The 26,119-nt window shown below is 68.7% G+C and carries 25 protein-coding genes; 23 read left to right on the top strand and 2 right to left on the bottom strand.

Annotated features, from left to right (window positions below):
- Nucleotides 1-5 precede the first annotated feature (5 nt).
- From ACFQPS_RS02880 to ACFQPS_RS02850, 7 genes are all read left to right on the top strand, one after another.
- Nucleotides 6-503, top strand: coding sequence for a hypothetical protein (locus ACFQPS_RS02880; RefSeq protein ID WP_377356285.1), 498 nt, complete (start codon nt 6-8; stop codon nt 501-503).
- 134 nt (nt 504-637) lie between these two features.
- Complete coding sequence (locus tag ACFQPS_RS02875) at nt 638-1,345, top strand: protein-S-isoprenylcysteine O-methyltransferase (protein ID WP_377356283.1); 708 nt, start codon at nt 638-640, stop codon at nt 1,343-1,345.
- 54 nt (nt 1,346-1,399) lie between these two features.
- The gene (locus tag ACFQPS_RS02870; RefSeq protein ID WP_377356281.1) at nt 1,400-1,567 is read left to right on the top strand and encodes a hypothetical protein; all 168 of its coding nucleotides are present in this window, start codon (nt 1,400-1,402) and stop codon (nt 1,565-1,567) included.
- 146 nt (nt 1,568-1,713) lie between these two features.
- The gene (gene proS / locus ACFQPS_RS02865; protein WP_377356279.1) at nt 1,714-3,018 is read left to right on the top strand and encodes a proline--tRNA ligase; all 1,305 of its coding nucleotides are present in this window, start codon (nt 1,714-1,716) and stop codon (nt 3,016-3,018) included.
- Between the two features lie 123 nt (nt 3,019-3,141).
- Nucleotides 3,142-4,386, top strand: a complete 1,245-nt coding sequence (locus tag ACFQPS_RS02860; RefSeq protein WP_377356277.1) for a lipoprotein-releasing ABC transporter permease subunit — start codon at nt 3,142-3,144, stop codon at nt 4,384-4,386.
- Nucleotides 4,379-5,128: an ABC transporter ATP-binding protein gene (locus ACFQPS_RS02855; RefSeq protein ID WP_377356275.1), complete on the top strand. Its 750-nt coding sequence runs from the start codon at nt 4,379-4,381 to the stop codon at nt 5,126-5,128. The genes ACFQPS_RS02860 and ACFQPS_RS02855 overlap by 8 nt, the downstream gene beginning before the upstream one ends.
- Nucleotides 5,125-6,003 carry a DNA-3-methyladenine glycosylase family protein gene (locus tag ACFQPS_RS02850; RefSeq protein WP_377356274.1) on the top strand — a complete coding sequence of 293 codons (879 nt, stop codon included), beginning with the start codon at nt 5,125-5,127 and terminating at the stop codon, nt 6,001-6,003. The genes ACFQPS_RS02855 and ACFQPS_RS02850 overlap by 4 nt, the downstream gene beginning before the upstream one ends.
- Nucleotides 6,004-6,113: 110 nt before the next feature.
- Here the strand turns inward: ACFQPS_RS02850 and ACFQPS_RS02845 are convergent, their stop codons facing one another.
- A complete protein-coding gene (locus tag ACFQPS_RS02845) occupies nt 6,114-6,995 on the bottom strand; it encodes an EamA family transporter (protein ID WP_377356272.1) in 882 nt (293 codons plus the stop codon).
- Between the two features lie 265 nt (nt 6,996-7,260).
- Here ACFQPS_RS02845 and dnaE point away from each other — a divergent pair, with 265 nt between their 5' ends.
- Nucleotides 7,261-10,758 (top strand): DNA polymerase III subunit alpha, encoded by a 3,498-nt coding sequence (gene dnaE / locus ACFQPS_RS02840; protein ID WP_377356271.1) that lies wholly within the window; start codon nt 7,261-7,263, stop codon nt 10,756-10,758.
- Nucleotides 10,759-10,789: 31 nt separating this feature from the next.
- Here dnaE and ACFQPS_RS02835 read toward each other — a convergent pair whose 3' ends face one another.
- Nucleotides 10,790-11,347, bottom strand: a complete 558-nt coding sequence (locus tag ACFQPS_RS02835) for a hypothetical protein (protein WP_377356269.1) — start codon at nt 11,345-11,347, stop codon at nt 10,790-10,792.
- 256 nt (nt 11,348-11,603) lie between these two features.
- Here ACFQPS_RS02835 and rpsB point away from each other — a divergent pair, with 256 nt between their 5' ends.
- The 15 genes from rpsB (at nt 11,604) to lpxB (ending at nt 26,057) form a co-directional block, all read left to right on the top strand.
- Nucleotides 11,604-12,389 carry a 30S ribosomal protein S2 gene (gene rpsB / locus ACFQPS_RS02830; RefSeq protein WP_377356267.1) on the top strand — a complete coding sequence of 262 codons (786 nt, stop codon included), beginning with the start codon at nt 11,604-11,606 and terminating at the stop codon, nt 12,387-12,389.
- A 98-nt stretch (nt 12,390-12,487) separates the two neighbouring features.
- Nucleotides 12,488-13,411: a translation elongation factor Ts gene (gene tsf / locus ACFQPS_RS02825; protein WP_377356265.1), complete on the top strand. Its 924-nt coding sequence runs from the start codon at nt 12,488-12,490 to the stop codon at nt 13,409-13,411.
- A gap of 85 nt (nt 13,412-13,496) precedes the next feature.
- Nucleotides 13,497-14,219, top strand: coding sequence for a UMP kinase (pyrH, locus tag ACFQPS_RS02820; RefSeq protein WP_012566408.1), 723 nt, complete (start codon nt 13,497-13,499; stop codon nt 14,217-14,219).
- 1 nt (nt 14,220) lies between these two features.
- Nucleotides 14,221-14,778: a ribosome recycling factor gene (frr, locus tag ACFQPS_RS02815; protein WP_377356264.1), complete on the top strand. Its 558-nt coding sequence runs from the start codon at nt 14,221-14,223 to the stop codon at nt 14,776-14,778.
- Between the two features lie 23 nt (nt 14,779-14,801).
- Complete coding sequence (locus ACFQPS_RS02810; RefSeq protein WP_377356627.1) at nt 14,802-15,539, top strand: isoprenyl transferase; 738 nt, start codon at nt 14,802-14,804, stop codon at nt 15,537-15,539.
- The gene (locus tag ACFQPS_RS02805) at nt 15,478-16,368 is read left to right on the top strand and encodes a phosphatidate cytidylyltransferase (RefSeq protein WP_377356263.1); all 891 of its coding nucleotides are present in this window, start codon (nt 15,478-15,480) and stop codon (nt 16,366-16,368) included. The genes ACFQPS_RS02810 and ACFQPS_RS02805 overlap by 62 nt, the downstream gene beginning before the upstream one ends.
- The gene (locus ACFQPS_RS02800) at nt 16,359-17,567 is read left to right on the top strand and encodes a 1-deoxy-D-xylulose-5-phosphate reductoisomerase (RefSeq protein ID WP_377356262.1); all 1,209 of its coding nucleotides are present in this window, start codon (nt 16,359-16,361) and stop codon (nt 17,565-17,567) included. Before ACFQPS_RS02805 ends, ACFQPS_RS02800 begins: the two co-directional genes overlap by 10 nt.
- A 20-nt stretch (nt 17,568-17,587) precedes the next feature.
- Entirely contained in the window at nt 17,588-18,721 is a 1,134-nt protein-coding gene (gene rseP / locus ACFQPS_RS02795) for an RIP metalloprotease RseP (protein WP_377356261.1), read from the top strand.
- A 24-nt stretch (nt 18,722-18,745) separates the two neighbouring features.
- Nucleotides 18,746-21,073, top strand: a complete 2,328-nt coding sequence (gene bamA, locus ACFQPS_RS02790; RefSeq protein WP_377356259.1) for an outer membrane protein assembly factor BamA — start codon at nt 18,746-18,748, stop codon at nt 21,071-21,073.
- Nucleotides 21,074-21,084: 11 nt separating this feature from the next.
- Nucleotides 21,085-21,699, top strand: a complete 615-nt coding sequence (locus ACFQPS_RS02785) for an OmpH/Skp family outer membrane protein (RefSeq protein ID WP_377356256.1) — start codon at nt 21,085-21,087, stop codon at nt 21,697-21,699.
- A 5-nt stretch (nt 21,700-21,704) separates the two neighbouring features.
- On the top strand, nt 21,705-22,748 hold the full coding sequence (gene lpxD, locus ACFQPS_RS02780) for a UDP-3-O-(3-hydroxymyristoyl)glucosamine N-acyltransferase (RefSeq protein ID WP_377356254.1): 1,044 nt from the start codon (nt 21,705-21,707) through the stop codon (nt 22,746-22,748).
- Nucleotides 22,732-23,217: a 3-hydroxyacyl-ACP dehydratase FabZ gene (fabZ, locus tag ACFQPS_RS02775; protein WP_377356253.1), complete on the top strand. Its 486-nt coding sequence runs from the start codon at nt 22,732-22,734 to the stop codon at nt 23,215-23,217. Before lpxD ends, fabZ begins: the two co-directional genes overlap by 17 nt.
- A 7-nt stretch (nt 23,218-23,224) precedes the next feature.
- Nucleotides 23,225-24,013, top strand: a complete 789-nt coding sequence (gene lpxA / locus ACFQPS_RS02770) for an acyl-ACP--UDP-N-acetylglucosamine O-acyltransferase (protein ID WP_377356251.1) — start codon at nt 23,225-23,227, stop codon at nt 24,011-24,013.
- A gap of 5 nt (nt 24,014-24,018) precedes the next feature.
- Nucleotides 24,019-24,855: an LpxI family protein gene (locus ACFQPS_RS02765; protein WP_377356249.1), complete on the top strand. Its 837-nt coding sequence runs from the start codon at nt 24,019-24,021 to the stop codon at nt 24,853-24,855.
- Nucleotides 24,852-26,057, top strand: a complete 1,206-nt coding sequence (gene lpxB / locus ACFQPS_RS02760; RefSeq protein ID WP_377356247.1) for a lipid-A-disaccharide synthase — start codon at nt 24,852-24,854, stop codon at nt 26,055-26,057. Before ACFQPS_RS02765 ends, lpxB begins: the two co-directional genes overlap by 4 nt.
- Nucleotides 26,058-26,119: the final 62 nt, after the last annotated feature.

Genomic DNA, 26,119 nt, shown 5'->3' with positions numbered 1-26,119 from the left:
TATCCATGGGAACGCTGGCTGCCGCCACCGGGTTGCTGGCGCTGCTGCTGCCGGCGACCGTCATAGCCCAGGGAACCGAAGCGCAGCGGCCGGCCCAGGCGCCGGCCTGGATCGCTCCGCCGAAGACGGCACCGCAGCCCCAGGCGCATCCGGGCCCGGCGCAGCCGACCATTGTCGTGGACCGCGCGGCCTGCCGCTGGTTGCAGCGCCATGTGCCGGATGCCGACGTGGAGTACAGGCCGGGCGTGGACGTCAACGGCAGGCCCGTCGCGCCTGCGGACCTGCCGGGCTCGCCGCGGATCGCGCTGCCCGACCGGATCGAGATCGGCATCACCCTGCCACTGGCGCAGCGCTTCGGCATCCCCGCCGACGCGCTCTATGCGGGGGAGGCCTATCTCGGCACCGTGACGGTGGAAGGGAACCGGGTGCTGTTCAACGGCCAGCCGCTTTCCTCCGATGCGGAGGCGGATCTGGTCGCGGTCTGTTCCCGCCGGGATCGCTAGCAGCGGGCCGACCCGGCGGAAAGGACGCGGCGGCGTGCGGCGGGAGGCCGCCCTCCCTGAAGGTTTGTCTTGCGAATCATTCGCAATAGCGTAATGGTCCCGGCAGCGAACCGATCCTATGGGAGCTGGCGACCATGACCATGCCGCAATCCGCCGTTCCGGGGCCTGCCGCCCCGCCGCAGTCCTCGATGATGAAAAGCGCGCCGTCGCTGGTGACCTTCGGGCTCAGCATCGTGCTGCTCGTCGTCGCCGTCGTCCGCTGGCCGGAGAACGGCTGGGGCGCGTCGCTCTGGCTCGCGTCGTTCCTCGCCATGTGGGTGATCCGGGTGCCGGCCTCGATGCGGGTCAGCGGCAACCGGATCGTGGAGGCACGGCGCGGCACCTCCGAGCTGTTCGTGCTGGCGGCCATGTTCCTGACCATGATGGTGCTGCCGCTGCTCTATCTCTCCTTCGGCGCCTTCCGCTTCGCAGACTATGCGTTGCCGGGTTGGGCGGCGGTGGCGGGTGCGGTGCTCCAGGTGCCGTTCCTCTGGCTGTTCTGGCGCAGCCATGCCGACCTGGGCCGGAACTGGAGCCCGGGGCTGGAGGTGCGGGAAGGGCACGAGCTGGTGGTCCGCGGCGTCTATGCCCGCATCCGCCACCCGATGTATGCCGCGCTCTGGATTTCGGTGCTGGCGCAGCCGCTGCTTCTCCAGAACTGGATCGCCGGCGCCCTTGTGGTGCCCGCCTTCGCGGCATTGTGGCTGCTGCGCGTCCCGCAGGAAGAGGCGATGATGCGGGCCCGCTTCGGGGCCGAGTACGATGCCTATGCCGCCCGCACCGGGCGCATCTGGCCATCCTGATCCCGCTGCGGGATGTTCCCTGCGGGATGAACGCCCGACACTCAGGAGGAGTCCATGGGTGATCCGCTGGTCGACCGTGAACTGACGGTGGAGGAGATGCTTTCCGACCCGATCGTGCGCGCCCTGATGCGGCGCGACGGGGTCCATGACGATGACGTGCGGCGGACGCTCGCCCGCGTCGGCGGCCCCCGTCGCGGCGGCGGCGCGCTGGGCGGGGAGTGACCCGCCGGCCGGCGCCGCCTCTGATCTGCCGCCGTATCAGCGTTGCCGGGAGAGGTCACCGGACGGGGACCTCTCCCATTGCCTCCCATGCGGGCACATCCTAAAGTCCGGGCCGCTTCCAACGCCAAGCCTGCGAGTGCCTGTCCATGCGGATGTCCCAGTTCTTCCTGCCCACGCTCAAGGAAACCCCCGCCGAGGCGCAGGTGGTCAGCCACCGGCTGATGCTGCGCGCCGGGATGATCCGGCAGACCTCCGCCGGCATCTATGCGTGGCTGCCGCTGGGCTGGCGCGTGCTCCAGAAGGTCGCGCAGATCGTGCGCGAGGAGCAGGACCGCGCCGGCGCGCAGGAGATGCTGATGCCGACGATCCAGTCGGCCGATCTCTGGAAGCAGTCCGGCCGCTACGAGGCGTATGGCAAGGAGATGCTGCGCATCACCGACCGGCATGACCGGGAGATGCTGTACGGCCCCACGAACGAAGAGATGATCACGGACATCTTCAAGACGTTCGTCAAGAGCTACAAGGACCTGCCGAAGAATCTCTACCATATCCAGTGGAAGTTCCGCGACGAGATCCGCCCCCGCTTCGGCCTGATGCGCGGCCGCGAGTTCCTGATGAAGGACAACTACTCCTTCGATCTGGACGTCGAAGGCGCGAAGCTCTCCTACCGCAGGATGTTCCTGGCCTATCTCCGCACCTTCGCGCGCATGGGCATCAAGGCCATCCCGATGCGGGCGGACACGGGCCCCATCGGCGGCGACCTCAGCCACGAGTTCATCATCCTGGCGGAGACGGGTGAGAGCCAGGTGTTCTGCGACCGGCGCTGGCTGGAACTGGACGTGCTGGCCGAGGCGCCGGCGCCGGACAGCGACCTCAAGGAGTTCTTCGACCGCTACACCTCCATCTACGCCGCGACGGAGGAGATGCATGATGCTGCCAAGGCGCCCGCCGATCTGGTGACGGCGCGCGGCATCGAGGTCGGCCACATCTTCTATTTCGGCAAGAAGTACTCGCAGCCGATGGAGGCGATCGTCGCCGGCCCCGACGGGCAGCCGGTGACGGTGGAGATGGGCAGCTACGGCATCGGCGTCAGCCGTGTCGTCGCCGCCATCATCGAGGCGAGCCACGACGAGCAGGGCATCATCTGGCCGGAGCCGGTGGCCCCCTTCAAGCTGGCCATCGTCAACCTGAAGGTGGACGACGCCGAGTGCTCCCGCGTCTGCGAGGATCTCTACGCCCGCCTGACCGGGGCGAAGGTCGAGGTGCTGTACGACGACCGCAACGAGCGTCCGGGCGCCAAGTTCGCCGACATGGACCTGATCGGCGTGCCCTGGCAGCTCACCGTCGGCCCGCGCGGCCTGAAGGCCGGCGTCGTCGAGCTGAAGCGCCGGGCCACGGGCGAGAAGCTTGAGCTGTCCGTCGAGGACGCGCTCGCCAGGGTCATGGCCTGATCCAGCCTGGCGGTCCGGTCCCGGGGTGTTCCTGTGGGCCGGACCGCCGGGCTCCTGCCATAAATGCGCCGCCATGCCGGGGGATACCCCGTCGGGTCCGTACCGTCCGCGCGGAAACTCCCCATGATCTTCTCAGCCTTCGAACGCATGGTGGCGATGCGCTACCTCCGGGCCCGCCGGCAGGAAGGGTTCATCTCCGTCATCGCAGGCTTCTCGCTCCTGGGCATCGCCCTGGGCGTGGCGACTCTCATCATCGTGATGTCCGTGATGAACGGCTTCCGGGCGGAGCTGCTGGGCCGCATCCTCGGCGTCAACGGCCATGCCTACGTCTATGCGACGATGGGAGCGCTGGAGGATTACGGGCCGTTGGCCGAACGGGTCAAGGCGGCGCCCGGCGTCGTCGCCGTGATGCCCTATGTCGAGGGCCAGGCCCTGGTCAGCATCCAGGGCGTCGCCACCGGCGTGCAGGTCCGCGGCATCCGGCCGGAGGATTTCCGCACCCGGCCCGTGGTCGGCGACAGCGTCGTGCTGGGCGACGAGAACGGCTTCGGCGACGGTGGCATCGCCATCGGCATCCGTCTGGCACAGCGGTTCGGGCTGCGGGTGGGGGACGAGCTGACGCTCATCAGCCCGCGCGGGGCCACCACGGCCTTCGGCACCGTGCCGCGCACGGGCCGCTTCCCGATCGCGGCGATCTTCGAAGTCGGCATGTCGGAATACGATTCCAACATCGTCTACATGCCGCTGGAGACGGCGCAGGCCTTCTACCGGATGCCGGGCCAGATCACGGCGCTGGAGGTCTTCGTCGCCGATCCCAACGATATCGGCCTGCTGCGCGCCAGCCTGGGCGGTGCCGTGGCCGGGCAGGGGCGCGTTCTGGACTGGCAGCAGACCAACTCCAGCTTCTTCACGGCGCTCCAGGTGGAACGGAACGTGATGTTCCTGATCCTCTCGCTCATCATCATGGTTGCCGCGTTCAACATCATCTCCAGCATGATCATGCTGGTGAAGGACAAGGGCCGGGACATCGCCATCCTGCGCACGATGGGCGCGACCCGCGGCATGGTCATGCGCATCTTCTTCCTGTCCGGCGCTTCCATCGGCGTGATCGGAACGGTGGCCGGTTTCACCCTCGGCATCCTGTTCTGCGACAACATCGAGAGCATCCGGCAGTCGATCCAGTCCCTGACGGGGACGGACCTGTTCAACGCGGAGATCTACTTCCTCTCCCACCTGCCGGCGAAGATCGACTGGCGGGAGGTGGCCCAGGTGGTGGGCATGGGCATCGGCCTGTCCTTCCTGGCGACGATCTATCCCTCCTGGCGGGCGGCCCGCCTCGATCCGGTGGAGGCCCTGCGCTATGAGTGAGCCGACGATGACCGCCACGGCCGAACGGACCCGGACGGCGCGGGCCGCGGCAGCGGATGCCCCGGCGGATGGCGCCCTGGTCCTGACCGACATCCGGCGCAGCTTCACCCAGGCCGGGAGCGTGCTGGAGGTGCTGCGCGGCGCCTCCTGCACCGTGCGGCCGGGCGAACTGGTGGCGCTCGTCGGTCCCAGCGGGGCGGGCAAGTCCACCCTGCTGCACATCGCGGGCCTGCTGGAACATGCCGACGGCGGTTCCATCCGCGTCGGCGGCAGCGACGCGACCCGGCTGAACGACGCCGCGCGGACGGCGCTGCGGCGGCGGACCATCGGTTTCGTCTACCAGTTCCACCATCTGCTGCCGGAGTTCAGCGCGGAGGAAAACATCGTCCTGCCGCAGATGATCGACGGCACGGCCCGGTCCGACGCCCGGGTGCGGGCGCGCGAGCTGCTGGCGCTCGTCGGGCTGGAGAAGCGGGCCGGGCACCGACCGGCGCAGCTTTCCGGCGGCGAGCAGCAGCGCGTCGCCATCGCCCGCGCGCTGGCGAACCGGCCGCAGGTGCTGATCGCCGACGAGCCCACCGGCAACCTGGACCATCACACGGCCGAAAGTGTCTTCGCCGTGCTGGCGGACCTGGTGCACGGCCAGGGCGTGGGGGCGCTGGTGGCGACCCACAATCTGGACCTTGCCCGCCGCATGGACCGTGTGCTGGAGATGCGCGACGGTCTTCTGGTCGAGCTTTGAGTGACGGTCCCGTCATCCTGACCGTCCCGGCCGGCTACCGCCCGGACTGGGTGCTGCTGTACCACGGGCGCGATCCGGAGGGGCTGTCGGAGCGGGTCGACGGGTGCGTCCTGACCAAGGCCGTGCTCGTCGCCGGTCGCCCGGTCCGGCTTCGCCTGGAGATCGGCGCCGACGGCGTGGCACTGGACTGCGATCCTGCCCTGGACGGGAACGATCTCGGGACCGCCGTCGGGATCGCGCGGCGGTCGCTGGGGCTGACGACGGAGGTCGGCGGACTGGAGGCCCGGGCCGCGGACGATCCGCAGGTCGCCCGCCTGATCGGCGGGGGTGCCGGCCTGCGCCTGCCGTTGAGCGGCAGCGTCTTCGAGGGGCTGTGCTGGGCCGTCATCGGCCAGCAGGTCAACCTGCGCTTCGCCGCGGTGCTGCGGCGCCGGATGATCGATCTGGCCGGGACGCCGCATCCATCGGGGATGGTCGCGCATCCGGGACCGGAGGCGGTGGCGCGGTTGGATGCGGCGGACCTGACCGTGCGCCAGTTCTCCCGGGCCAAGGCGGAGTATCTGCTCGGTGCCGCCCGGGCGGCCGCGGAGGGGCGTATCGATTTCGAGGCATTGCCCGCCCTCGGGCCGGAGGAGGCGGAGGCGCGACTGGCCGCCCTGCGCGGGCTCGGCCCCTGGTCGCGCCAGTACATCCTGCTGCGGGCCTGCGGCTTCCCCGACTGCGTGCCAGCGGGGGATGCCGGTCTGGCCGCGGCGCTGCAACGCTTCCACGGACTGGACTCCCGCCCGTCGCCCGAGGCGCAGCGCACCCTGATGGCGCCCTATGCCCCCTGGCGCAGTCTGGCGACGGCGCATCTCTGGGCCAGCCTGGGGTGAGAACCCCCGACTGGCGCTGGTGTCGGGTTCGGGTGGAGGGAATCCGGCGGGCGCGTCCGGGGCATCGGACGGGCCCGCCGGGATGGCTGTTGAGAGGGGCGGGGGAAGGATCAGCGGGCGTGGGCCGCGGCGACCAGAGGCGGGCGCCGCGACGGCAGCAGGGTCAGGGCCAGCCCGGCCAGGATGATGCCGCAGGCACCCAGCTTGACCGGCGACAGCTCCTCACCCAGCAGGGTCACGGCAAACCCGATCCCGAAGACGGGGACCAGCATCGAGAACGGAGCGACGATGCTGGCCGTGTACTGCTTGAGCAGGTAGCCCCACAGGCCGAAGCCCAGGATCGTCGCAATGACGCTGCTGTAGAACACCGCGAACCAGGCCGTCGGGCTCATGGTCAGCAGACCGCTGAAGCCCTGCGGCCCCTCGAAGTAGTAGGACGCGATGCAGAGCGGGATGGGCGGGATCAGGCTCATCCAGATCATCATCACGAAGACCTGCGGCGGCTTCGAGACCTTCATCAGCACGTTGCTGACCGCCCAGAACATGGCGCCGACCACACAGAGCATCAGGCCGAGCTGCGTCCCGCCCGCGGGCAGGTCGGCCGCGATGACGGCGATGCCCAGGAAGGCGACGGCGATGCCGGCGAGCTGCCGCACCGACGGCCGGTCCCCGAGCCACAGCGCCGCCAGCATGACCGTGAAGAAGGCCTGGGTCTGATTGACGAGGCTGGCAAGCCCCGCCGGCATCCCGTAGGCCATCCCCATGTACAGGCCGAACTGCAACATCCCCAGCGAGATCCCGACGCCGATGATATAGCGCCAGGCCACGGGCGGCTTGAAGCCGATGAACGGCAGGAAGGCGGCGCACACAGCGAACCGCAGTGCCGTGAACAGCAACGGCGGGATTTCGCTCAACCCCCAGTCGATCACCACGAAGACAAAGCCCCAGATGGCGGCGCACAGGATCGCGAGGGAAATATGGATCGGTTTCATGCGGTAAAAGTAGGGGCTTTCTTCCCGTTCGCAATACGCGGGCAGGGCATGGCTGTGTCGAACGTTGAACCCGTCATTTTGTGAAGATATTCCCGTTTTTCTCCATCTGCGACATTTTGCACCATCGACGTTTCATACCTCCTCTCTCCCGCATCTGCGAAGACCTGGGCGGAAGAGGCTGCCACTTCCGGCGCGTGCCAGACGGTGTCGGATCAGGTAGCCTGCGCGGCCGTCATGCATCCCGCTGAACCGGGCCCGACCGACCGTGAGCGACTTCATCCATCTCCGCGTCCATTCGGCGTACTCGCTGTCCGAAGGGGCGATCAAGGTCAAGGAACTGGTCAAGCTCTGCCAGAAGCAGGGCATGCCGGCCGTCGCCGTGACGGATACCGGCAACCTGTTCGGCTGCCTGGAATTCGCCATGGCCGCGGCCGATGCCGGCATCCAGCCGATCATCGGCTGCCAGATGTGGATCAGGAGCTGGGGGCCGCAGAAGCGGAGCCTGGGCCGCACGACGGGCCCGGCGGCCGACCAGCTCGTGCTGCTGGTGCAGAGCCAGCAGGGCTACCGCAACCTGATGAAGCTCGTCTCCAAGGCGTATCTGGAGACGGAGCCGGGCCTCCTTCCCCAGGTCTCGGTGGACGACCTGGAGGGGCACAGCGAGGGGCTGATCTGCCTGACCGGCGGCCCCGGCGGCGGCGTCGGGCGGCTCCTGGCGGAAGGGCAGAAGCCGCATGCGGAGGAGCTGCTGCTGCGCCTCAAGGCGCTGTTCCCCGGCCGTCTCTATGTCGAGCTGATGCGCCATCCGGAAGGGCCGATCGGGCAGATGGAGGACCGCATCGAGCCGGACCTGATCGATCTGGCCTACGCCCACGACCTGCCGCTGGTCGCTACAAACGACGCCTATTTCGCCGATCCGGGAATGCACCAGGCGCACGACGTGCTGCTCTGCATCGCGGAGGGCGCCTACATCATGCAGGAGGAGCGGCGGCGGGTCACGCCGCACCACTGCTTCAAGTCGGCCGCGGAGATGCGCGAGCTGTTCGCCGACCTGCCGGAAGCGGTGGACAACACGGTCGTGATCGCCCGGCGCTGCGCCTACATGCCGAAGAAGGTGAACCCCATCCTGCCCGCCTTCGTGCCCGGCGACAGCAAGCAGGCGCAGGAGGAGCTGGAGGCCGACGAGCTGCGCCGACAGGCGCACGAGGGCCTGACCTGGCGGCTGGAAAAGTATGTCTTCGCGCCGGACCAGACGCCGGAGACACGGGCCGGGATCGAGGCGCAGTACCGCGAGCGCCTGGATTTCGAGCTGAACACCATCGTCAAGATGAAGTTTCCCGGCTACTTCCTGATCGTGTCGGACTTCATCAAGTGGGCCAAGGGGCAGGGCATCCCGGTCGGGCCGGGGCGCGGTTCGGGAGCCGGCTCGCTGGTGGCGTGGTCGCTCTCCATCACCGACCTGGACCCGATCCGCTACGGCCTGCTGTTCGAGCGCTTCCTCAATCCCGAGCGCGTGTCCATGCCGGACTTCGACGTGGATTTCTGCCAGGACCGCCGTGACGAGGTGATCCGCTACGTCCAGCGCAAGTACGGCTACGACAAGGTCGCGCAGATCATCACCTTCGGTAAGCTCCAGGCCCGCGCCGTCGTGCGCGACGTCGGCCGCACGCTCCAGATGCCCTACGGGCAGGTGGACAGGATCTGCAAACTGATCCCGAACAACCCGGCCAACCCGGTCAGCCTGCAACAGGCCATCGACGGCGAGCCGTTGTTGCAGGACATGCGGAAGTCGGACGAGACGGTCGGCCGCCTGCTCGACATCGCGCTGAAGCTGGAGGGGCTCTACCGCCACGCCTCCACCCACGCGGCGGGTGTCGTGATCGGCGACCGGCCGCTGGACGAGCTGGTGCCGCTCTACCGCGATCCGCGTTCCGACATGCCGGTCACCCAGTTCAACATGAAGTATGTCGAGCTGGCGGGGCTGGTGAAGTTCGACTTCCTGGGCCTGAAGACGCTCAGCGTGCTGAAGACAGCCGTGGACCATGTCCGCGACCGCGCGGTGGAGCTGGACCTGCTGGACCTGCCCATGCTGGACGAGAAGTCCTACGGGCTCCTGGGACGGGCGGAAAGCTCGGGCGTGTTCCAGCTTGAAAGTTCGGGCATGCGCGACGTGCTGCGCCGCATGAAGCCGAACCGGATCGAGGACATCATCGCGCTGGTGTCGCTCTACCGGCCCGGCCCGATGGACAACATCCCCAAGTACATCAAGGTGAAGTTCGGGGAGGAGGCCCCGGACTACATGCACCCCTCGCTGGAGCCGATCCTGAAGGAGACCTTCGGGATCATGGTCTACCAGGAGCAGGTCATGCAGATCGCCCAGGTGCTGGCCGGCTACAGCCTCGGCGGCGCCGACCTGCTGCGCCGCGCCATGGGCAAGAAGATCAAGGAGGAGATGGAGAAGGAGCGCGCGAAGTTCATTGCCGGTGCCCGGGAGAAGATGGGCGTCGATGAGGAGCATTCGGGCCTCATCTTCGACCAGGTGAACAAGTTCGCCGGCTACGGCTTCAACAAGTCGCACGCCGCCGCCTATGCCCTGGTCGCCTACCAGACGGCCTATCTGAAGGCCAACTTCCCGGTCGAGTTCATGGCCGCGACCATGACCTACGATCTGGGCAACACCGACAAGCTGAACCAGTTCAAGCAGGAGCTGGACCGGCTGCGGGTCCGACTGCTGCCGCCCGACATCAACCGCTCCGGCGAGCGCTTCACGGTCGAGGTGATGCCGGGCGGGGAGCGGGCGGTGCGCTACGCCCTGGCCGCCATCAAGGGCGTCGGCCTGCCCGCCATGGAGGCCGTCGTGGCAGAACGCCGCGCCAACGGGCCCTTCAAGGATGTCTTCGACTTCGCGCGTCGGGTGGACACCGGCGCCATCAACAAGCGGATGATGGAGAAGCTGGTCTGCGCCGGCGCCTTCGACGCGCTGACCGCGAACCGGCACCAGCTCTTCGCCGGGCTGGACACGATCATGCGCTTCGCCCAGTCCGAGGCGCAGCAGCGCGAGAGCGGCATGGCCAGCCTGTTCGGCGCCTCGGCGGCGCTGAAGGCGCCGGACCTGCCCCGCATCGCCGACTGGGACCCGCTGGAGAAGCTCCGCCACGAGTTCGAGGCGATCGGCTTCTACCTCTCCGCCCACCCGCTGGACGGCTACGGCAAGGCGCTGGAGCGGCTGGGCGTGGTCCGTTTCGCCGATCTGGCCGCACGGGTCGCGCGGGGCGGGTCCACCCGCTTCAAGATGGCCGGTATCGTCGTTGCGCGGCAGGAACGGACGGCCAAGAGCGGCAACCGATTCGCCTTCGTCTCGATGTCCGACAGCTCCGGCGTCTACGAGGTGACCCTGTTCTCCGAGGCGCTGGCGCCGGCGCGCGAGCTGCTGGAGGCCGGCAAGGCCGTGCTGATTCTGGTGGACGTGCAGCAGAACGGTGAGGAACTGCGCCTGACCGGCAGCCAGGTCCTGCCGCTGGAGGAGGAGGTCGCACGCACCGCCGCGGGCATGCGCATCGTGGTGAAGGACGAGGCGCCGCTGCCCACGCTCCAGTCCGTGCTGAAGCGTCTGCGGCCCGGGCGCGGTCGCATCCAGGTGGCGGTGGAGGTGGATCTGATGACGGAGGTCGAGATCCTGCTGCCGCAGGCCCTGTTGATCGACGCCGGCAGCCGCGCCGCGATCAAGTCGATCCCCGGCATCGTGGACGTGCAGGACCTGTAGGCGCGGTAAGGGGGCCTGGGGCCTGCGGCTCTCAGTCCCGGGCAGGCAGGGCGGTCAGGATCTCCGTCACTTCGGCCAGCAGGGTGCCGTCCAGACGGCTCACCCGCGCCGTGCGCCCGAACAGCTCGCCCGTGCAGCCCGCCAGCGCGGGCAGGGCGGCCAGATCGGGAGCGGTGGCCGGGATGCGGAAGAATCCGTCCGGCCGGCTGCGGAAGGCGACCCCCGCCTGGGCCAGCAGCGTGCCGAAGGGCAGGATGCCGCCGCGCACCGGCTCATGGATGCACTCCGGCAGGGAGGGCAGATGGATGACGATTCGGCCCAGCTCCACCGGCCGTCCGCTGTCCGCGCCATAGAGCAGGACGGTGCGCGCCAGGCACTCCCCGACCTCGTGCGCGTCCAGCACCTCCAGCGCCATCGTCTCGTCCCAGGCGGCCTCCAGCGTCGCGGTCATGCCGCGTTCATGGTCGAGCAGCGGGCGCGCGGCCTCCGGCAGGTCGGCGGCGGTCACGCTCACCGCGCCGGCGGGAAGGGACGGGGCCATGGCGAGGTCCGCGCTGTCGATGAAGAAGCTGTGCGAGGGAATGGACATGGTGCTCGGTCGGAGGGGAATGCGGGCGGACCATAGGCGCCCGGGCACGGGCTGCCAAGTCCCGGCGGGTGCCATGCGTCAGCCGGCCCTCGGCGGGGTTGCATTGGCGGGGCCCCGGCGGTATTTAACCGCCCGTCGTCAATCCCACACGCGGGCTTGCGGTGCGTGCGCTTGCATTGCGGCGCCCCGATCCGGTGTCCGGACCTTGTCTCCGGACGTCGCCCGCGGAGGATCAACCGGAAAAGGAAGATTTCCCATGGCCATTCCCACCTTCACGATGCGCCAGCTCCTGGAAGCCGGCGTGCATTTCGGTCACCACACCCGGCGCTGGAACCCGAAGATGGCGCCGTACCTGTTCGGCGTGCGCAACGGTGTCCACATCATCGACCTGGAGCAGTCGGTCCCGATGATGTACCGCGCCATGCAGGCGGTGCGTGACGTGGTGGCCGGCGGCGGCCGCGTCCTGTTCGTCGGCACCAAGCGCGCCGCGCAGGAGAAGGTCGCCGAGTCCGCCAAGCGCTGCGGCCAGTACTATGTCAACCACCGCTGGCTCGGCGGCATGCTGACCAACTGGAAGACCATCTCCCAGTCGATCCGCCGCCTGAAGGAGATGGACGAGCAGCTCGCCGCCGGTGAGCAGTCCGGCCGTACCAAGAAGGAGCTGCTGAACATGACGCGCGAGCGCGACAAGCTGGAGCGCGCGCTCGGCGGCATCCGGGACATGGGCGGCCTGCCGGACCTGCTGTTCATCATCGACACCAACAAGGAGTCGCTGGCGATCCAGGAGGCCAACAAGCTCGGCATTCCGGTCGTGGCCGTGGTCGACAGCAACAGCGATCCGGACGGCGTCACCTTCCCGGTCCCGGGCAATGATGACGCCCTGCGCGCCATCGACACCTACTGCGAGCTGATCTCCGGTGCGGTGCTGGACGGCTTGCAGGCCGAGATGAGCGCGGCCGGCATCGACCTCGGCGCCGCCGAGGAGGCCCCGGAAGAGGTGCTTCCGGCCGAGGACGCCGAGCAGGCTCCGGCCCAGGCGTGAGTGCGTGCCGGGGCGGCCGGTCCCGTTCCCTCCGGGGGACGGGCCGGCCGCCCCGCTGTTTGTTCAAGGTTCACCGAGATTTCGGAAGAGAGGCGAAGATGGCGGAGATCAGTGCTGCGCTCGTGAAGGAGCTGCGCGAGAAGACCGGCGCCGGGATGATGGACTGCAAGAAGGCGCTGACCGAAACCAGCGGTGACATGGAAGCCGCGGTGGACTGGCTGCGCAAGAAGGGTCTGGCCGCCGCCGCAAAGAAGTCCGGCCGCGTCGCCGCCGAGGGTCTGGTCGGTGTCGTCGCCGCCCCGACGGCCGGCGCCTGCGTCGAGGTCAATGCCGAGACCGACTTCGTCGCCCGCAACGAGACCTTCCAGAACTTCGTCGCCAAGGTGACGGAACTGGCGCTGACCACCGGCGACGACGTCGGGACGTTGCAGTCCCAGCCCTTCCCGGGCACCGGCCGCACCGTCGCCGAGGAGCTGACGCACCTCGTCGCCACGATCGGCGAGAACATGACGATCCGTCGCGCCGCCAGGCTGTCGGTGACGCAGGGCATCGTCTCGACCTACATGCACTCCTCGCTGGTGCCGAACCTCGGCAAGATCGGCGTGCTCGTCGCGCTGGAATCGGCCGGTGATCAGGCGAAGCTCCAGGAGCTGGGCAAGCAGATCGCCATGCACATCGCCGCGGCCCGTCCGGAGGCGCTGGACGTCGCCGACGTCGATCCGTCCAAGCTGAACCGTGAGCGCGACGTCCTGGCCGAGCAGGCCCGCGCCAGCGGCAAGCCGGAGGAGATCGTTCAGAAGATGGTCGAGGGCCGCGTCCGCAAGTACTACGAGGAAGTGGTCCTGCTGGAGCAGGTCTTCGTCGTGGACGGCGAGACCAAGATCCGCAAGGTCGTCGAGAACGCCGCGAAGACCGTCGGCGCCCCGGTGGCGCTGACCGGCTTCGTCCGCTTCGCGCTGGGCGAGGGCATCGAGAAGACCACGAGCGACTTCGCCGCCGAAGTCGCCTCGATGGCCGGTTGATCGCCCGGACATCCGCTGTTGTCGGTCGGAAGCTCCCCCGGGGGCTTCCGACCTTCCCGACCGATACCGGGGAAAGGACCTGCCCGTGAGCGACGGCCGCTACCGACGTGTTCTGCTGAAGATATCGGGCGAGGCCCTGATGGGCGACCGGGACTACGGTCTCGATCCCCAGGTCGTTGACCGCGTCGCCGACGAGGTCCGCGCCGTCATCGCGATGGGCGTCGAGGTCTGCCTGGTGATCGGCGGTGGAAACATCTTCCGCGGGATCTCGGCAGCCGCCACCGGCATGGAGCGCGCCACCGCCGACTACATGGGCATGCTGGCGACGGTGATGAACTCGCTCGCCGTCCAGAATGCGCTGGAGAAGGTGGGGGTGCAGACGCGGGTGCAGTCCGCGATTCCCATGGCCAGCGTCTGCGAGCCCTACATCCGCCGCCGTGCCGTCCGCCACATGGAAAAGGGGCGGGTGGTGATTTTTGCCGCAGGCACCGGCAATCCCTTCTTCACGACCGATACCGCCGCGGCGCTGCGCGCCTCGGAAATGGGCTGCGATGCCCTGCTCAAGGGGACCAAGGTCGACGGCGTCTATTCGGCCGACCCCAAGAAGCATCAGGACGCGACGCGGTATGATAGGCTAAGCTACCTTCAGGTTCTGTCCCAGGACTTGCAGGTGATGGACGCCTCCGCCATCTCCCTGGCTCGTGAGAACAGGATTCCCATCCTGGTCTTCTCGATCCACACCGACGGCGCCTTCGCCGAGGTGATGGCCGGGCGGGGCAAGTTCACCATAATAACCGAAGAGGAATAAGGTGGCCGAACCCGACATCAAGAGCTTCGAGCGCCGCATGGATGGCGCTGTCGAGACGCTGCGTAAGGAATTCGGCGGCCTCCGCACGGGCCGCGCCTCCACCACGCTGCTCGATCCGGTGTATGTGGACGCCTACGGCAGTTCCAGCCCGCTGAACCAGGTCGCCACGGTCGGCGTTCCGGAGCCGCGCCTCATCACCGTGCAGGTCTGGGACCGCTCGCTGGTGAAGGCCGTGGAGAAGGCGATCCGCGACGCCGGCCTGGGCCTGAACCCCCAGTCCGACGGGCAGACCCTCCGCGTGCCGATTCCGGAACTGAACCAGGAACGTCGCCAGGAATTGGCCAAAGTCGCAGCGAAGTATGCGGAACAGGCCCGGGTGGCCGTCCGCAACGTGCGCCGCGATGGTATGGACATGCTGAAGAAGCTCCTGAAGGACGGGGATATTTCCGAGGACGAGCAGAAGACCTGGGCCGACAAGGTCCAGGGCCTGACCGACGCCCACATCAAGAAGATCGATGAGGCGCTGGCGACCAAGGAAAAGGAAATCATGCAGGTTTGAGCGAGGGTCCGGGCGCCGCTGCCATGGCCGTTTCCTCCCCCCTGCCGCAAGGCGCCCCACCGGTCCACGTCGCCATCATCATGGATGGCAACGGGCGCTGGGCAACCGCACGCGGACTGCCCCGCACCGCCGGCCACCGAAAGGGCGTCGAGGCGGTCCGGCGTGCCCTGGAGGCGGCCCGGGAACTGGGCATCCGCTACCTGACGCTCTACAGCTTCTCCTCGGAGAACTGGAACCGGCCGCGGGACGAGGTTTCCGACCTCATGCAGCTCCTGCGGTTCTATCTGCGCGGCGAGATCGCGTCCCTGCACAAGAACGGCGTGCGGCTCCGGGTGATCGGGGACCGCTCGCGCCTGTCCAAGGACATCATCTCGCTGATCGACAATGCCGAATCCCTGACGGCCGCGAATGAGACGCTGACCCTGGTGATCGCCCTCAGCTACGGCGGCCGCCAGGAGATCGCCAGCACCACCCGCCAGATCGCCGAGCAGGTGAAGGCGGGGCACCTGGAGCCGGCGGACATCGATGAGGGACGGTTCGCCAACTATCTCTCGACGGCCGGCATACCCGATCCCGACCTGTGCATCCGCACGAGCGGGGAGAAGCGGATAAGCAACTTCCTGTTGTGGCAATTGGCCTATGCGGAGTTGGTGTTCGTCGATACCCTGTGGCCAGACTTCACCAAACGCGATCTCGAAGATGCCATCCAAGAGTACCACCGGCGGGATCGCCGGTTCGGGGCATCGGTCGGCAGCCGCTGAGCCGGCGCCGGCGGGCGCGCGGTCGAGCGACCTGAAGACCCGTTTCCTTTCCGCGATCATCCTCGCCCCGCCCGTGCTGGCTGCCGTCTGGTTCGGCGGTCCGGTGTTCGACGCGCTGGTGGTGCTCGCGGCCGCCCTGTCGGTGCGGGAATGGGTGCGGCTGGTCGCGCCGGCGCCCGCAACGCTCATGCCCCTGCTGCTGTCGCTCGTGGCCGTGGGCGCCGTCATGGCGGCCGACCTCGCCTGGGGAACGGCGACCGCCCTGCCGGTCGCTGCCGCCGCCACTGTGGCGCTGTATGGCGCCTGCCTGCTGGCCGGGGTGGGGCCGCGCGCCCTTGTCGCGCTCACCGTCCCTTATATCGCGCTGGCCTGCGTCGCCCTGATGTGGCTGCGTAACGCCACCGGCGAGGACGGGCGCAGTCTCTTCTTCTTCCTGCTGCTGGCCATCTGGGCGACCGACATCGGCGCCTATGCGGCCGGGCGGACCATCGGCGGGCCGAAGCTGGCGCCGCGGGTCAGTCCGAAGAAGACCTGGGCCGGCCTGATCGGGGGCATGCTGGCCGCGGCCCTGGTGGGGGCGGGGGTCGCCTTCTTCGCCGATGCCGGCCGGCCGCTCGTCGCGGCCCTCATCGCCGCCTGTCTGGCCGTCGCGGGTCAGGCGGGCGACCTGTTCGAATCATTCATGAAGCGGCGCAGCCACGTGAAGGACAGCGGTCACCTCATTCCCGGCCATGGCGGTCTGCTCGACCGCATCGACGGGCTGATCGTGGCGGCACCGGTCTTCGCGCTGGTCCACGGGCTGGCCGGGGAGTCTCTGCAATGGTGGTGAGCGTGACCCCGCGGCATCCGACCGGGGGCGATGGAATCCGCAGCGTGACGGTGCTGGGCTCGACCGGATCGGTCGGCAGCAACACGGTCGAACTGATCGAGGCCTATCCGGACCGCTACCGCACGGTGGCGCTGGTGGCCCGCCGCAACGTCGCCGCCCTCGCCGCGCAGGCCCGCCGCCTGCGGCCGGAGGTCGCTGTCGTCGCCGATGAGGCCCACTACGCCGACCTGAAGGACGCGCTGGCCGGCACCGGCATCGCCGCGGCGGCCGGTCCGGCGGCCGTGGTCGAGGCGGCGCAGCGCCCGGCGGACTGGGTGATGGCCGCCATCGTCGGCGCCGCCGGGCTGGAGCCGACCCTGGCCGCCGCGCGCCGCGGCGCCATCGTCGCCTTCGCCAACAAGGAATGCCTCGTCTGTGCGGGCGAGCTGCTGATGGCGGAGGTGCGCCGGCACGGCGCCACGCTGCTGCCGGTGGACAGCGAGCACAGCGCCATCTTCCAGGTCTTCGACCCGGAGCGCCGGCCGGCGGTCAGCCGCCTGATCCTCACCGCGTCGGGCGGCCCGTTCCGCACCTGGACGCGCGAGCGCATGGCGGCGGCCACGCCGAAGGAGGCGTGCGCCCATCCGAACTGGACGATGGGGGCCAAGATCTCCGTCGACAGCGCCAGCATGATGAACAAGGGCCTGGAGATCATCGAGGCCTGCCACCTGTTCGGCATGCCCGACGGGCAGATCGACGTTCTGGTGCATCCGCAGTCGGTCGTCCACAGCATGGTCGAGTATGTGGACGGCTCCGTCCTGGCCCAGCTCGGCACGCCCGACATGCGCACGCCGATCGCCGTGGCGCTCGGCTGGCCGGATCGCATCGCCACGCCCGGCGCGCGCCTGGATCTCATCCGGTCGTCGCGGCTGGAGTTCGAGGCACCGGACCCGCTGCGCTTCCCGGCGCTGCGGCTGGCGCGGCACGCGCTCCAGTGCGGCGGGGCCGCGCCGACCCTGCTGAACGCGGCGAACGAGGTCGCGGTCCAGGCCTTCCTGGAGGAGCGGATCGGCTTCCTGGACATCGAGCGGGTCGTCGAGGCGACGCTCGCATCGCTGCCACATTCTGAGCTCAATGACCTGGATGATGTGCGCACAGCCGATGCCGATGCCCGCCGCTTCGCGTCCGAGATGGTCGCGGCGGGGCGGGTCAGCCGGTAGCTGAGGCAGGAGAACGATCGATGGATGCGGTCGGATACGTCTGGAATTACGGGGTCGTCTTCCTGGTCGTCCTGACCGTGCTGGTCTTCGTCCACGAGCTGGGCCACTACTGGGTGGCCCGCCGCAACGGGGTCCGGGTGGAGGTCTTCTCGATCGGCTTCGGGCCGGAGCTGTTCGGTTTCAACGACCGGGCCGGGACGCGCTGGAAGTTCAGCGCCATCCCCCTGGGCGGCTACGTCAAGATGTTCGGGGACGCCGATGCGGCGAGCCGCCCGGATTTCCGGCTGGACGACCTGCCGCCGGAGGAGAGGGCGCGGTCCTTCTACCACCAGAGCCTGGGAAGCCGGGCAGCCATCGTGGCTGCCGGGCCGGCGGCCAACTTCGCCTTCGCCATCGTGGCGCTCGCTCTCCTCTTCACCGTCTACGGCCAGCCCTTCACGGCGCCCGTGATCGAGGAGGTGAACCCCGACGGCGCCGCCGCCGAGGCGGGGCTGCTGTCGGGCGACCGGGTCCTCAGCATCGACGGTCAGACGATCGAGCGGTTCGAGGACATCACCCAGCTCGTCGTGCAGTATCCGGGCCGGCCGCTGGCGTTGGTCGTGCAGCGCGACGGTGCGGAGGTGCCGCTCACGGTCACCCCGCGCAGCGTGGAGGTCGAAGACCGCTTCGGCAACACCCACACGATCGGCCGCATCGGCGTGCTGCGCGGGGCCGACGAGTTCAAGAAGCGCGATCCGCTGTCCGCCGTCTGGTACGCCGGCAAGGAGACGCTGTCGCTGACCCTCGGCACCTTGAAGGCCGTGGGCCAGATGATCAGCGGCACCCGTGGCACGGACGAGCTGGGCGGGCCGCTGCGCATCGCCCAGATGTCGGGGGAGGTGGCCCAGACCGGCTTCGTGGCCCTGGTCTGGTTCGTGGCGATCCTGTCCATCAACCTTGGACTGATCAACCTGTTCCCGATTCCGATGCTGGACGGTGGCCACCTGTTGTTCTATGGCATTGAAGCCGTCCGGGGCCGCCCCCTGGGAGAACGCGCCCAGGAATATGGTTTCCGGATCGGCCTGGCTTTGGTACTAACGCTGATGGTGTTCGCCACGTGGAACGATCTCGTCCATCTACGCGTGGTCCAGTTCTTCGTGGACGTTCTTTCCTAGCCGATACCGGGGGAACACTTGGGTTTGGTTTCGAGGGTCGCGGCCGCGTGCCTGCTGATCGGCAGCACCACCGCAACTTCCGTCCTTGCGCTCACGGCAGGGGCTTTCGCCCAGGAAGCCTTCAGCGGCGGCACCGTCCGGGAAATCCGGATCGAGGGGACGCAGCGCATCGAGGCAGCGACGGTACGGTCCTACCTGACCGTGCAGACCGGCGATCCGTTCAATGCCGAGCGCATTGACGAATCGTTGAAATCCCTCTTTGCCACCGGCCTGTTCGCCGACGTCACGCTGCGCCGTGAGGGCGGGACCCTGGTCGTCAACGTGGTCGAGAACCCCATCATCAACCGGGTCGCCTTCGAGGGGAACCGTCGGGTCAAGACCGACGATCTGGTGGCCGAGGTGCAGCTCCGTCCCCGCGTGGTCTATACCCGGACCCGCGTGCAGAACGACGTGCAGCGCATTCTGGAGATCTATCGGCGCAGCGGCCGCTTCGCGGCGCGCGTGGAGCCCAAGATCGTCCAGCTCGAACAGAACCGCGTCGACCTGATCTTCGAGATCGATGAAGGCCCGCTGACCGGCGTGCAGCGGATCAACTTCATCAACAACAACATCTTCGACGATACCGACCTGCGCGACATCATGCTGACCAAGGAATCGCGCTGGTGGCGGTTCCTGAGCAGCAACGACACCTATGATCCCGATCGCCTGAACTACGACCGCGAGCAGATCCGCCGGCACTACCTGCGCAACGGCTATGCCGACTTCCGCGTGCTGTCGATGGTGGCCGAGCTGACGCCGGACCGCGAAGACTTCTTCATCACGATGACCGTGGACGAGGGCAAGCGGTACAAGTTCGGCGAGATCAAGATCCAGAGCGACATCAAGGATCTGGACGGCGAGCTGCTGCGCCCGTTCATCCTTGCCCAGACCGGCGACTGGTACGATGCAGACCGCGTGGAGAGCAGCATCAACCTGCTGAGCGACGCGCTGGGCGATCTCCAGTACGCCTTTGTCGAGGTCGATCCGCTGCTGCAACGCAATGAGGAGGAGGGCACGATCGACCTCCTCTTCGAAATCAACCAGAGCCCGCGTGTCTTCGTCGAGCGTATCGACATCAACGGCAACGTGCGCACGCTGGACCGCGTGATCCGGCGCGAGATGCTGCTGGCCGAAGGCGATCCGTTCAGCATCACCCGCGTCCGCCGGTCCGAACAGCGCATCAAGGATCTGGGCTTCTTCGAGGAGGTGACGGTCGAACCGAAGGAGGGCAGCACGCCCGACCAGTCGGTCATCACCGTCGAGGTGTCGGAACAGCCGACCGGCGAAATCCAGCTCGGCGCCGGCTACTCCACGACCGACGGGGCGCTGGTGGACTTCTCCATCCGTGAGCGCAACCTGCTGGGTCGCGGCCAGGATCTGCGCTTCTCGACGATGCTGTCGACCCGCAGCCAGGAATTCGACGTCAGCTTCACCGAGCCGTACTTCATGGAGCGCGACCTTGCCGTCGGCGTGGACCTGTTCCGCGTCGTCCGCGACGACCGCGACACCATCACCTACGACCTGGAGAGCACGGGTATCGTGCTGCGCGCCGGCTATCCCCTGTCGGACCGCCTGCGCCAGCGCTTCCAGTACACCCTGTCGCAGAACTCCATCGAGAACGTCTCGATCTACGCCTCCCGCTTCATCCGGGATCAGGCCGGTACGACGACGACCTCCTCGATCGAGCAGCTTCTGTTCTATGACGCCCGGAACAGCCGCCTGCGCCCGACCGACGGCTACTTCATCTCGCTCTCCAACGAGTTCGCCGGCCTGGGCGGCAGCGTCCGTTACCTGCGCAACCGACTGTCCGCCGCCAACTACTGGAACGTCTATTCCGACTGGGTGCTCTCTCTGACCGGCGAGGTCGGGTACATCCTGGAGCTGGGCAAGGACATCCGGATCAACGATCGCTTCTTCCTGGGCGGCGATACGCTGCGCGGCTTCGAGCCGGGCGGCGTCGGTCCGCGCGACCTGACCAACGGCAACGACGATGCCCTGGGCGGCAAGCGGTTCGCCCGCACCAGCCTGGAGATGACGGTTCCGCTCGGGTCGGACGAGATGGGCGTGCTGGCCCATGCCTTCGCCGACGCCGGAACCCTGGGCGATTCCGGCCTGAAGCCTTACGTCGATCCCACCGACCCGACGAAGAGTGACGTTTTCCGTGACGAGGACGCCCTCCGCGCCTCGATCGGTGTGGGTCTCTCCTGGAAGTCGCCCTTCGGCCCGATCCGTATCGATCTGGCCATGCCGCTGGTCAAGGAGGACTACGACCGGACGGAGCAGTTCCGCTTCAGCTTCGGCACCCGCTTCTGAGGGGAAGGCCGATGCACGGTCGCGGCCTGATCGTTCTTGCCGCGGCGCTCTGGGCCGGCGTCGGCTTGCCCGGCGCCGCGGACGCGCAGGAACAGGCGCCGACCACGCCGCCGTCGGTGGCGCATCCGGTCGGCCCGGCGGCCGAAGGGCAGCCGCAGCCGACCATCGCCATCGTGGACGCGCAGGGTCTGCTCTCCGCATCCAGCGCCTGGCGCAGCATCCAGCAGCAGCTCACCGCCTTGCAGCAGGATTTCCAGGCGGAGATGAATGCCCAGATCACCCGCCTGCGCAGCCTGGAACAGGACCTGGCGAAGCAGCGTCAGACCCAGAGCGCCGAGGAGTTCGACCGCGCCCGCAAGCAGTTCGAGCAGGAGGTCGCGGAGTCCCGCCAGCACGCGCAGGAACGCGCCCGCATCCTGGACACGGCGCTGAACGACGCGAAGGAGAAGCTCCTGGACATGCTGGGCCAGGTGGTCCGGGATGTCGCCAAGGAGCGCGGCATCGTCCTTGTGCTGCATCGGGAAGCGGTGCTTTATCGGGGAGATCCGTCCCTTGACCTGACCGATGTGGTCCTGCAACGGCTGAATGCGCGGCTGCCGCAGGTCACGGTCGTCCTGCCGAAGTAGGGATCATGGCCGATCCACGTTTCTTCCGCCGGGCGGGGCCGTTCAGCCTCGCCCAGCTCGCCGACCTGTCCGGTGCCGAGATCGCGCCGGGCGCCGATCCGGCGTTGCTGCTGCACGACGTCGCCCCGCTGGATTCGGCGGGGCCGGAGCAGCTCAGCTTCCTGGACAACCGGAAATATGCCGACGCCTTCGCGCGGACCGGCGCCGGCGCCTGCGTCGTACATCCCGACCTGGCCGGCCGGGCGCCGACGGGCACGGCCCTGCTGCTGAGCCGCAAACCGTACCGGGCCTATGCGCTCTGCGCCCAGGCTTTCTATCCGGCCCCGGCGGCGGAGGGCGGCGTCTCCCCGGGCGCGCATCTGCACCCGACCGCCCGGGTGGGCGAGGGGACCGAGGTCGCCCCCGGCGCCGTCATCGAGGTGGGGGCGGAGATCGGCAATGGCTGCCGGATCGGTCCGAATGCGGTGATCGGCCGCAATGTGCGGATCGGCGACGGCACCACCGTCGGCGCCTGCGCCTCCCTCAGCCACTGCGAGATCGGCAACCGGGTGGTGATCTATCCCGGCGTCCGTATCGGCCAGGACGGCTTCGGTTTCGCCATGGATGCGGCCGGCCATGTCCGCGTGCCGCAGCTCGGCCGCGTCCTCGTCGAGGATGACGTGGAGATCGGCGCCAACGTCACGATCGACCGCGGCGCCGGTCCGGACACGGTCATCAGCCGGGGGTGCATGATTGATAATCTGGTCCAGATCGGGCACAACGTCCACCTCGGCCCGGGCTGCGTTGTCGTCGCCCAGGCCGGTATTTCGGGCAGCACGAAGCTCGACCACCATGTGATCCTGGCGGCCCAGGCGGGCATCACGGGCCATCTCAAGATCGGCGCCGGCGCCCGGATCGCCGCCCAGAGCGGGGTGATGCGCGACGTGGCGCCCGGTGAGCAGGTTGGTGGATCGCCCGCCGTTCCCATGCGCCAATGGCTGCGGCAGGTGGCAATGCTGGGGCGGCTGGTCCGCGGAAGGGGTGACGAGGACAATGGACGCAACGGCTGAGAACAAGACACCAGCGCAGCAGACCGTGACGGAGCTGGATATTCTGCGGATCATGCAGATGATCCCGCACCGCTATCCCATGCTCCTGATCGACAAGGTCGTGGACATCGTCACGGGCGAGAGCTGCACGGGCATCAAGAACGTCACCATCAACGAGCCGTTCTTCACCGGCCATTTCCCGGCCCGGCCGGTGATGCCGGGCGTGATGATCGTGGAGGCCATGGCCCAGACCTCGGCCGTGCTGGTGATGCACTCGCTCGGCGAATCCGCCGAGGGCCGGCTGGTCTATTTCATGACGATTGACGAGGCCCGCTTCCGGCGCCCGATCGTTCCGGGCGACCGCATCGAGATCAAGGTGCAGAAGCAGCAGAACCGCCGCAATGTCTGGCGCTTCCGTGGCGAGGCCTGGGTCGATGGCACGCTCTGCGCCGAGGCGGTCTATGCCGCGATGATCGTGATGGACAACTGACCACCCCATGGCGACTTCCATCCATCCGACCGCCGTCGTGGACCCGGCCGCCCGGCTGGGCGAAGGCGTGTTCATCGGTCCCTTCTGCGTGGTCGGCCCGGCCGTCGAACTGGGCGACCGGGTGACGCTGCACTCCCACGTCGTGGTCGAGGGGCGGACCCGGATCGGCGAGGGGACGGTCGTCTTCCCCTTCGCGTCGCTGGGCCATCCGCCGCAGGATCTGAAGTACAAGGGCGAACCGTCGGAACTGGTGATCGGCCGGAACAACCGTATCCGCGAGCATGTCACCATGAACCCGGGGACGGAGGGCGGCGGCATGCTGACCTCGGTCGGGGACGGCGGGCTGTTCATGGTCGGCGTCCATGTCGGGCACGACTGCCGGGTCGGTGACGGCGTGATCTTCGCCAACAACGCCACCCTGGGCGGCCATGTCGTCGTGGGCGACTTCGTCGTGCTCGGCGGCCTGTCGGCCGTCCACCAGTTCGTCCGCATCGGTGCGCACGCCATGATCGGCGGCATGACCGGCGTGGAGGCGGACGTGATCCCCTTCGGTCTCGTCAAGGGCGAGCGAGGCCATCTGGCCGGGCTGAACCTCGTCGGCCTGGAGCGGCGGGGCTTCCCGAAAGAGGAGGTGGCCGCCCTGCGTACCGCCTTCCGGCAACTGTTCAGCGGTGAGCGCACCCTCGCGGAGCGGCGGGAACAGGTCGCCGGCTCCTTCCCGGACAGCCGTCTCGTCTCCGAGATTCTGGGCTTCCTGGACGAGCGGACCCATCGCGCGCTGACGCTGCCGCGCTGACCGGCATGGCGCCCCGGCTGGCCATCCTCGCGGGCGGCGGCGACCTGCCGGGCCGCCTTGCGGAAACCTGCCGTAGCGCCGGTCGGGACGTGGTGCTGGTGGCGCTGGAGGGGCAGGCGGAACCCGACCGTCTGCCGCCCGACCTGCCGGCCGTCTGGTTCCGCATGGGGGCGGTCGGCGCCATTCTCGACCATCTGCGTAAGGCGGGCGTGGGCGACATCGCCCTGGCGGGCCGCGTCCGCCGGCCCTCGCTCGCCGAACTGCGTCCCGACTGGAAGGCGGCGCAGATCCTGGCCCGCGTCGGCGCCCTGGCACTCGGTGACGACGGGCTGCTGCGTGCCGTCGCCGCTGTTCTGGAGGCGGAGGGATTCCGCGTCGTCGGCGTACCGGACCTGATGGCGGACCTGCTGATGCCGGCCGGCCCGGTCGGCGGTCTCGACGCCGCTGACGACTGCCGGGACGATATCGGGCGCGGCGTCGCCGTGGCCCGCACGCTCGGCCGCCTGGATGTCGGTCAGGCGGTGGTGGTGCAGCAGGGCATCGTGCTGGGGGTTGAGGCGATCGAGGGGACCGACGCCCTGATCGACCGCTGCGGCGACTTGAAGCGGAAGGGGCGCGGGCCGGTTCTGGTCAAGGTCCGCAAACCCCAGCAGGATAGGCGCCTCGATCTGCCGACGATCGGGACGGAGACCGTGGCGCGGGCGGCCCGCGCCGGGTTCGCCGGCATCGCCGCGGAGGCCGGGAGCGCGATCCTTCTGGGGCGCGATCAGGTCGCCCGTGCGGCCGATGCGGCCGGGCTGTTCGTCGTCGGCATCCCCGCCGACGCAGAGGAGAGCCCGTGAAGCCGCTGTTGATCTTCCTCATCGCGGGCGAACCGTCCGGCGACGTGCTGGGCGGACGCCTGATGGCCGCGCTGCGCGAGGCCATGGAGGGCCATGTCGAATTCGCCGGCGTCGGCGGGCCGCGGATGACGGAGCAGGGGCTCCAGAGCCTGTTCCCGATGGAGGATCTGGCCCTGTTCGGGCTGGCGGAGCTGCTGCCGCGCCTGCCCACGGTGCTGAAGCGCCTGGACCAGACGACGAAGGCGCTGCTGGAACGGACGCCGGATGCCGTGGTGTCCATCGACGCGCCCGATTTCTGCTTCCGCGTTGAGCAGCGGCTGCGCTCGGCCGGGGCGCGGATGCCGCTGATCCACTACGTCGCCCCCACCGTCTGGGCCTGGCGGCCCGGGCGGGCGCGCAAGGTGGCGAAGTTCCTGGACCATCTGCTGGCGCTGCTGCCCTTCGAGCCGCCCTATTTCGAGGCAGTCGGACTGCCCTGTACCTTCGTCGGGCATCCGGTGGTGGAATCGGGCGCGGACGCCGGCGACGGCGAGCGGTTCCGGCGCCGCCACGGCATCCGTCCGGACGCCACCGTGCTGACCGTGCTGCCGGGCAGCCGGCGCAGCGAGGTGACGAAGCTGCTGCCGGACTTCGGGGCGACCCTGGAGATCCTGGCATCGCGCTATCCGGACCTCCAGGTCGTCGTGCCGACGGTGCCCGGCGTCGCGGAGACCGTGGCCGAGGCGGTGCAGGCCTGGCCCGTGCCGGCGATCACGATCCTGGGCGACGCCGACAAGTACGATGCCTTCGCGGCCAGCACGGCGGCCCTGGCCGCGTCGGGCACGGTGGCGCTGGAACTGGCGCTGGCCCGGGTGCCCGCCGTCATCGCCTACCGCATCCACCCCCTCAGCCACGCGCTCTACCGGCGCTTCATCCGGGTCCGCTATGTCAACCTGGTCAACATCATGCTGGACCGGCCGCTGGTGCCGGAACTGTTGCAGCAGGACTGCACGCCCGACCGGCTGGCGCTGGCCGTGGACCGGCTGCTGAACGAGCCGTCGGCCCGGCAGGAACAGATCGACGGTGTGACGGAGGTGGCCCGCTGGCTGGGGCAGGGGGACGTGCCGCCCAGCCGGCGCGCAGCCGAAGCGGTGCTGAACGTCATCACGAAGCGCGTGATCGCGGATCGGCAACGGCAGGGACCAGAACGGTCCCGGGGCTGAGCGGCATCAAGGATGCCGAAGCCTTCCAGGGCGCGGTGCTCTTGGATGTCACTGTCGGCTGA

It is taken from the genome of Rhodocista pekingensis, assembly GCF_042665545.1.
Classification (GTDB): Bacteria; Pseudomonadota; Alphaproteobacteria; order Azospirillales; family Azospirillaceae; genus Rhodocista; species Rhodocista pekingensis.
The sequence above is the reverse complement of the archived record's forward strand: the minus strand, read 5'-3'. Positions and strand labels throughout refer to the sequence as shown.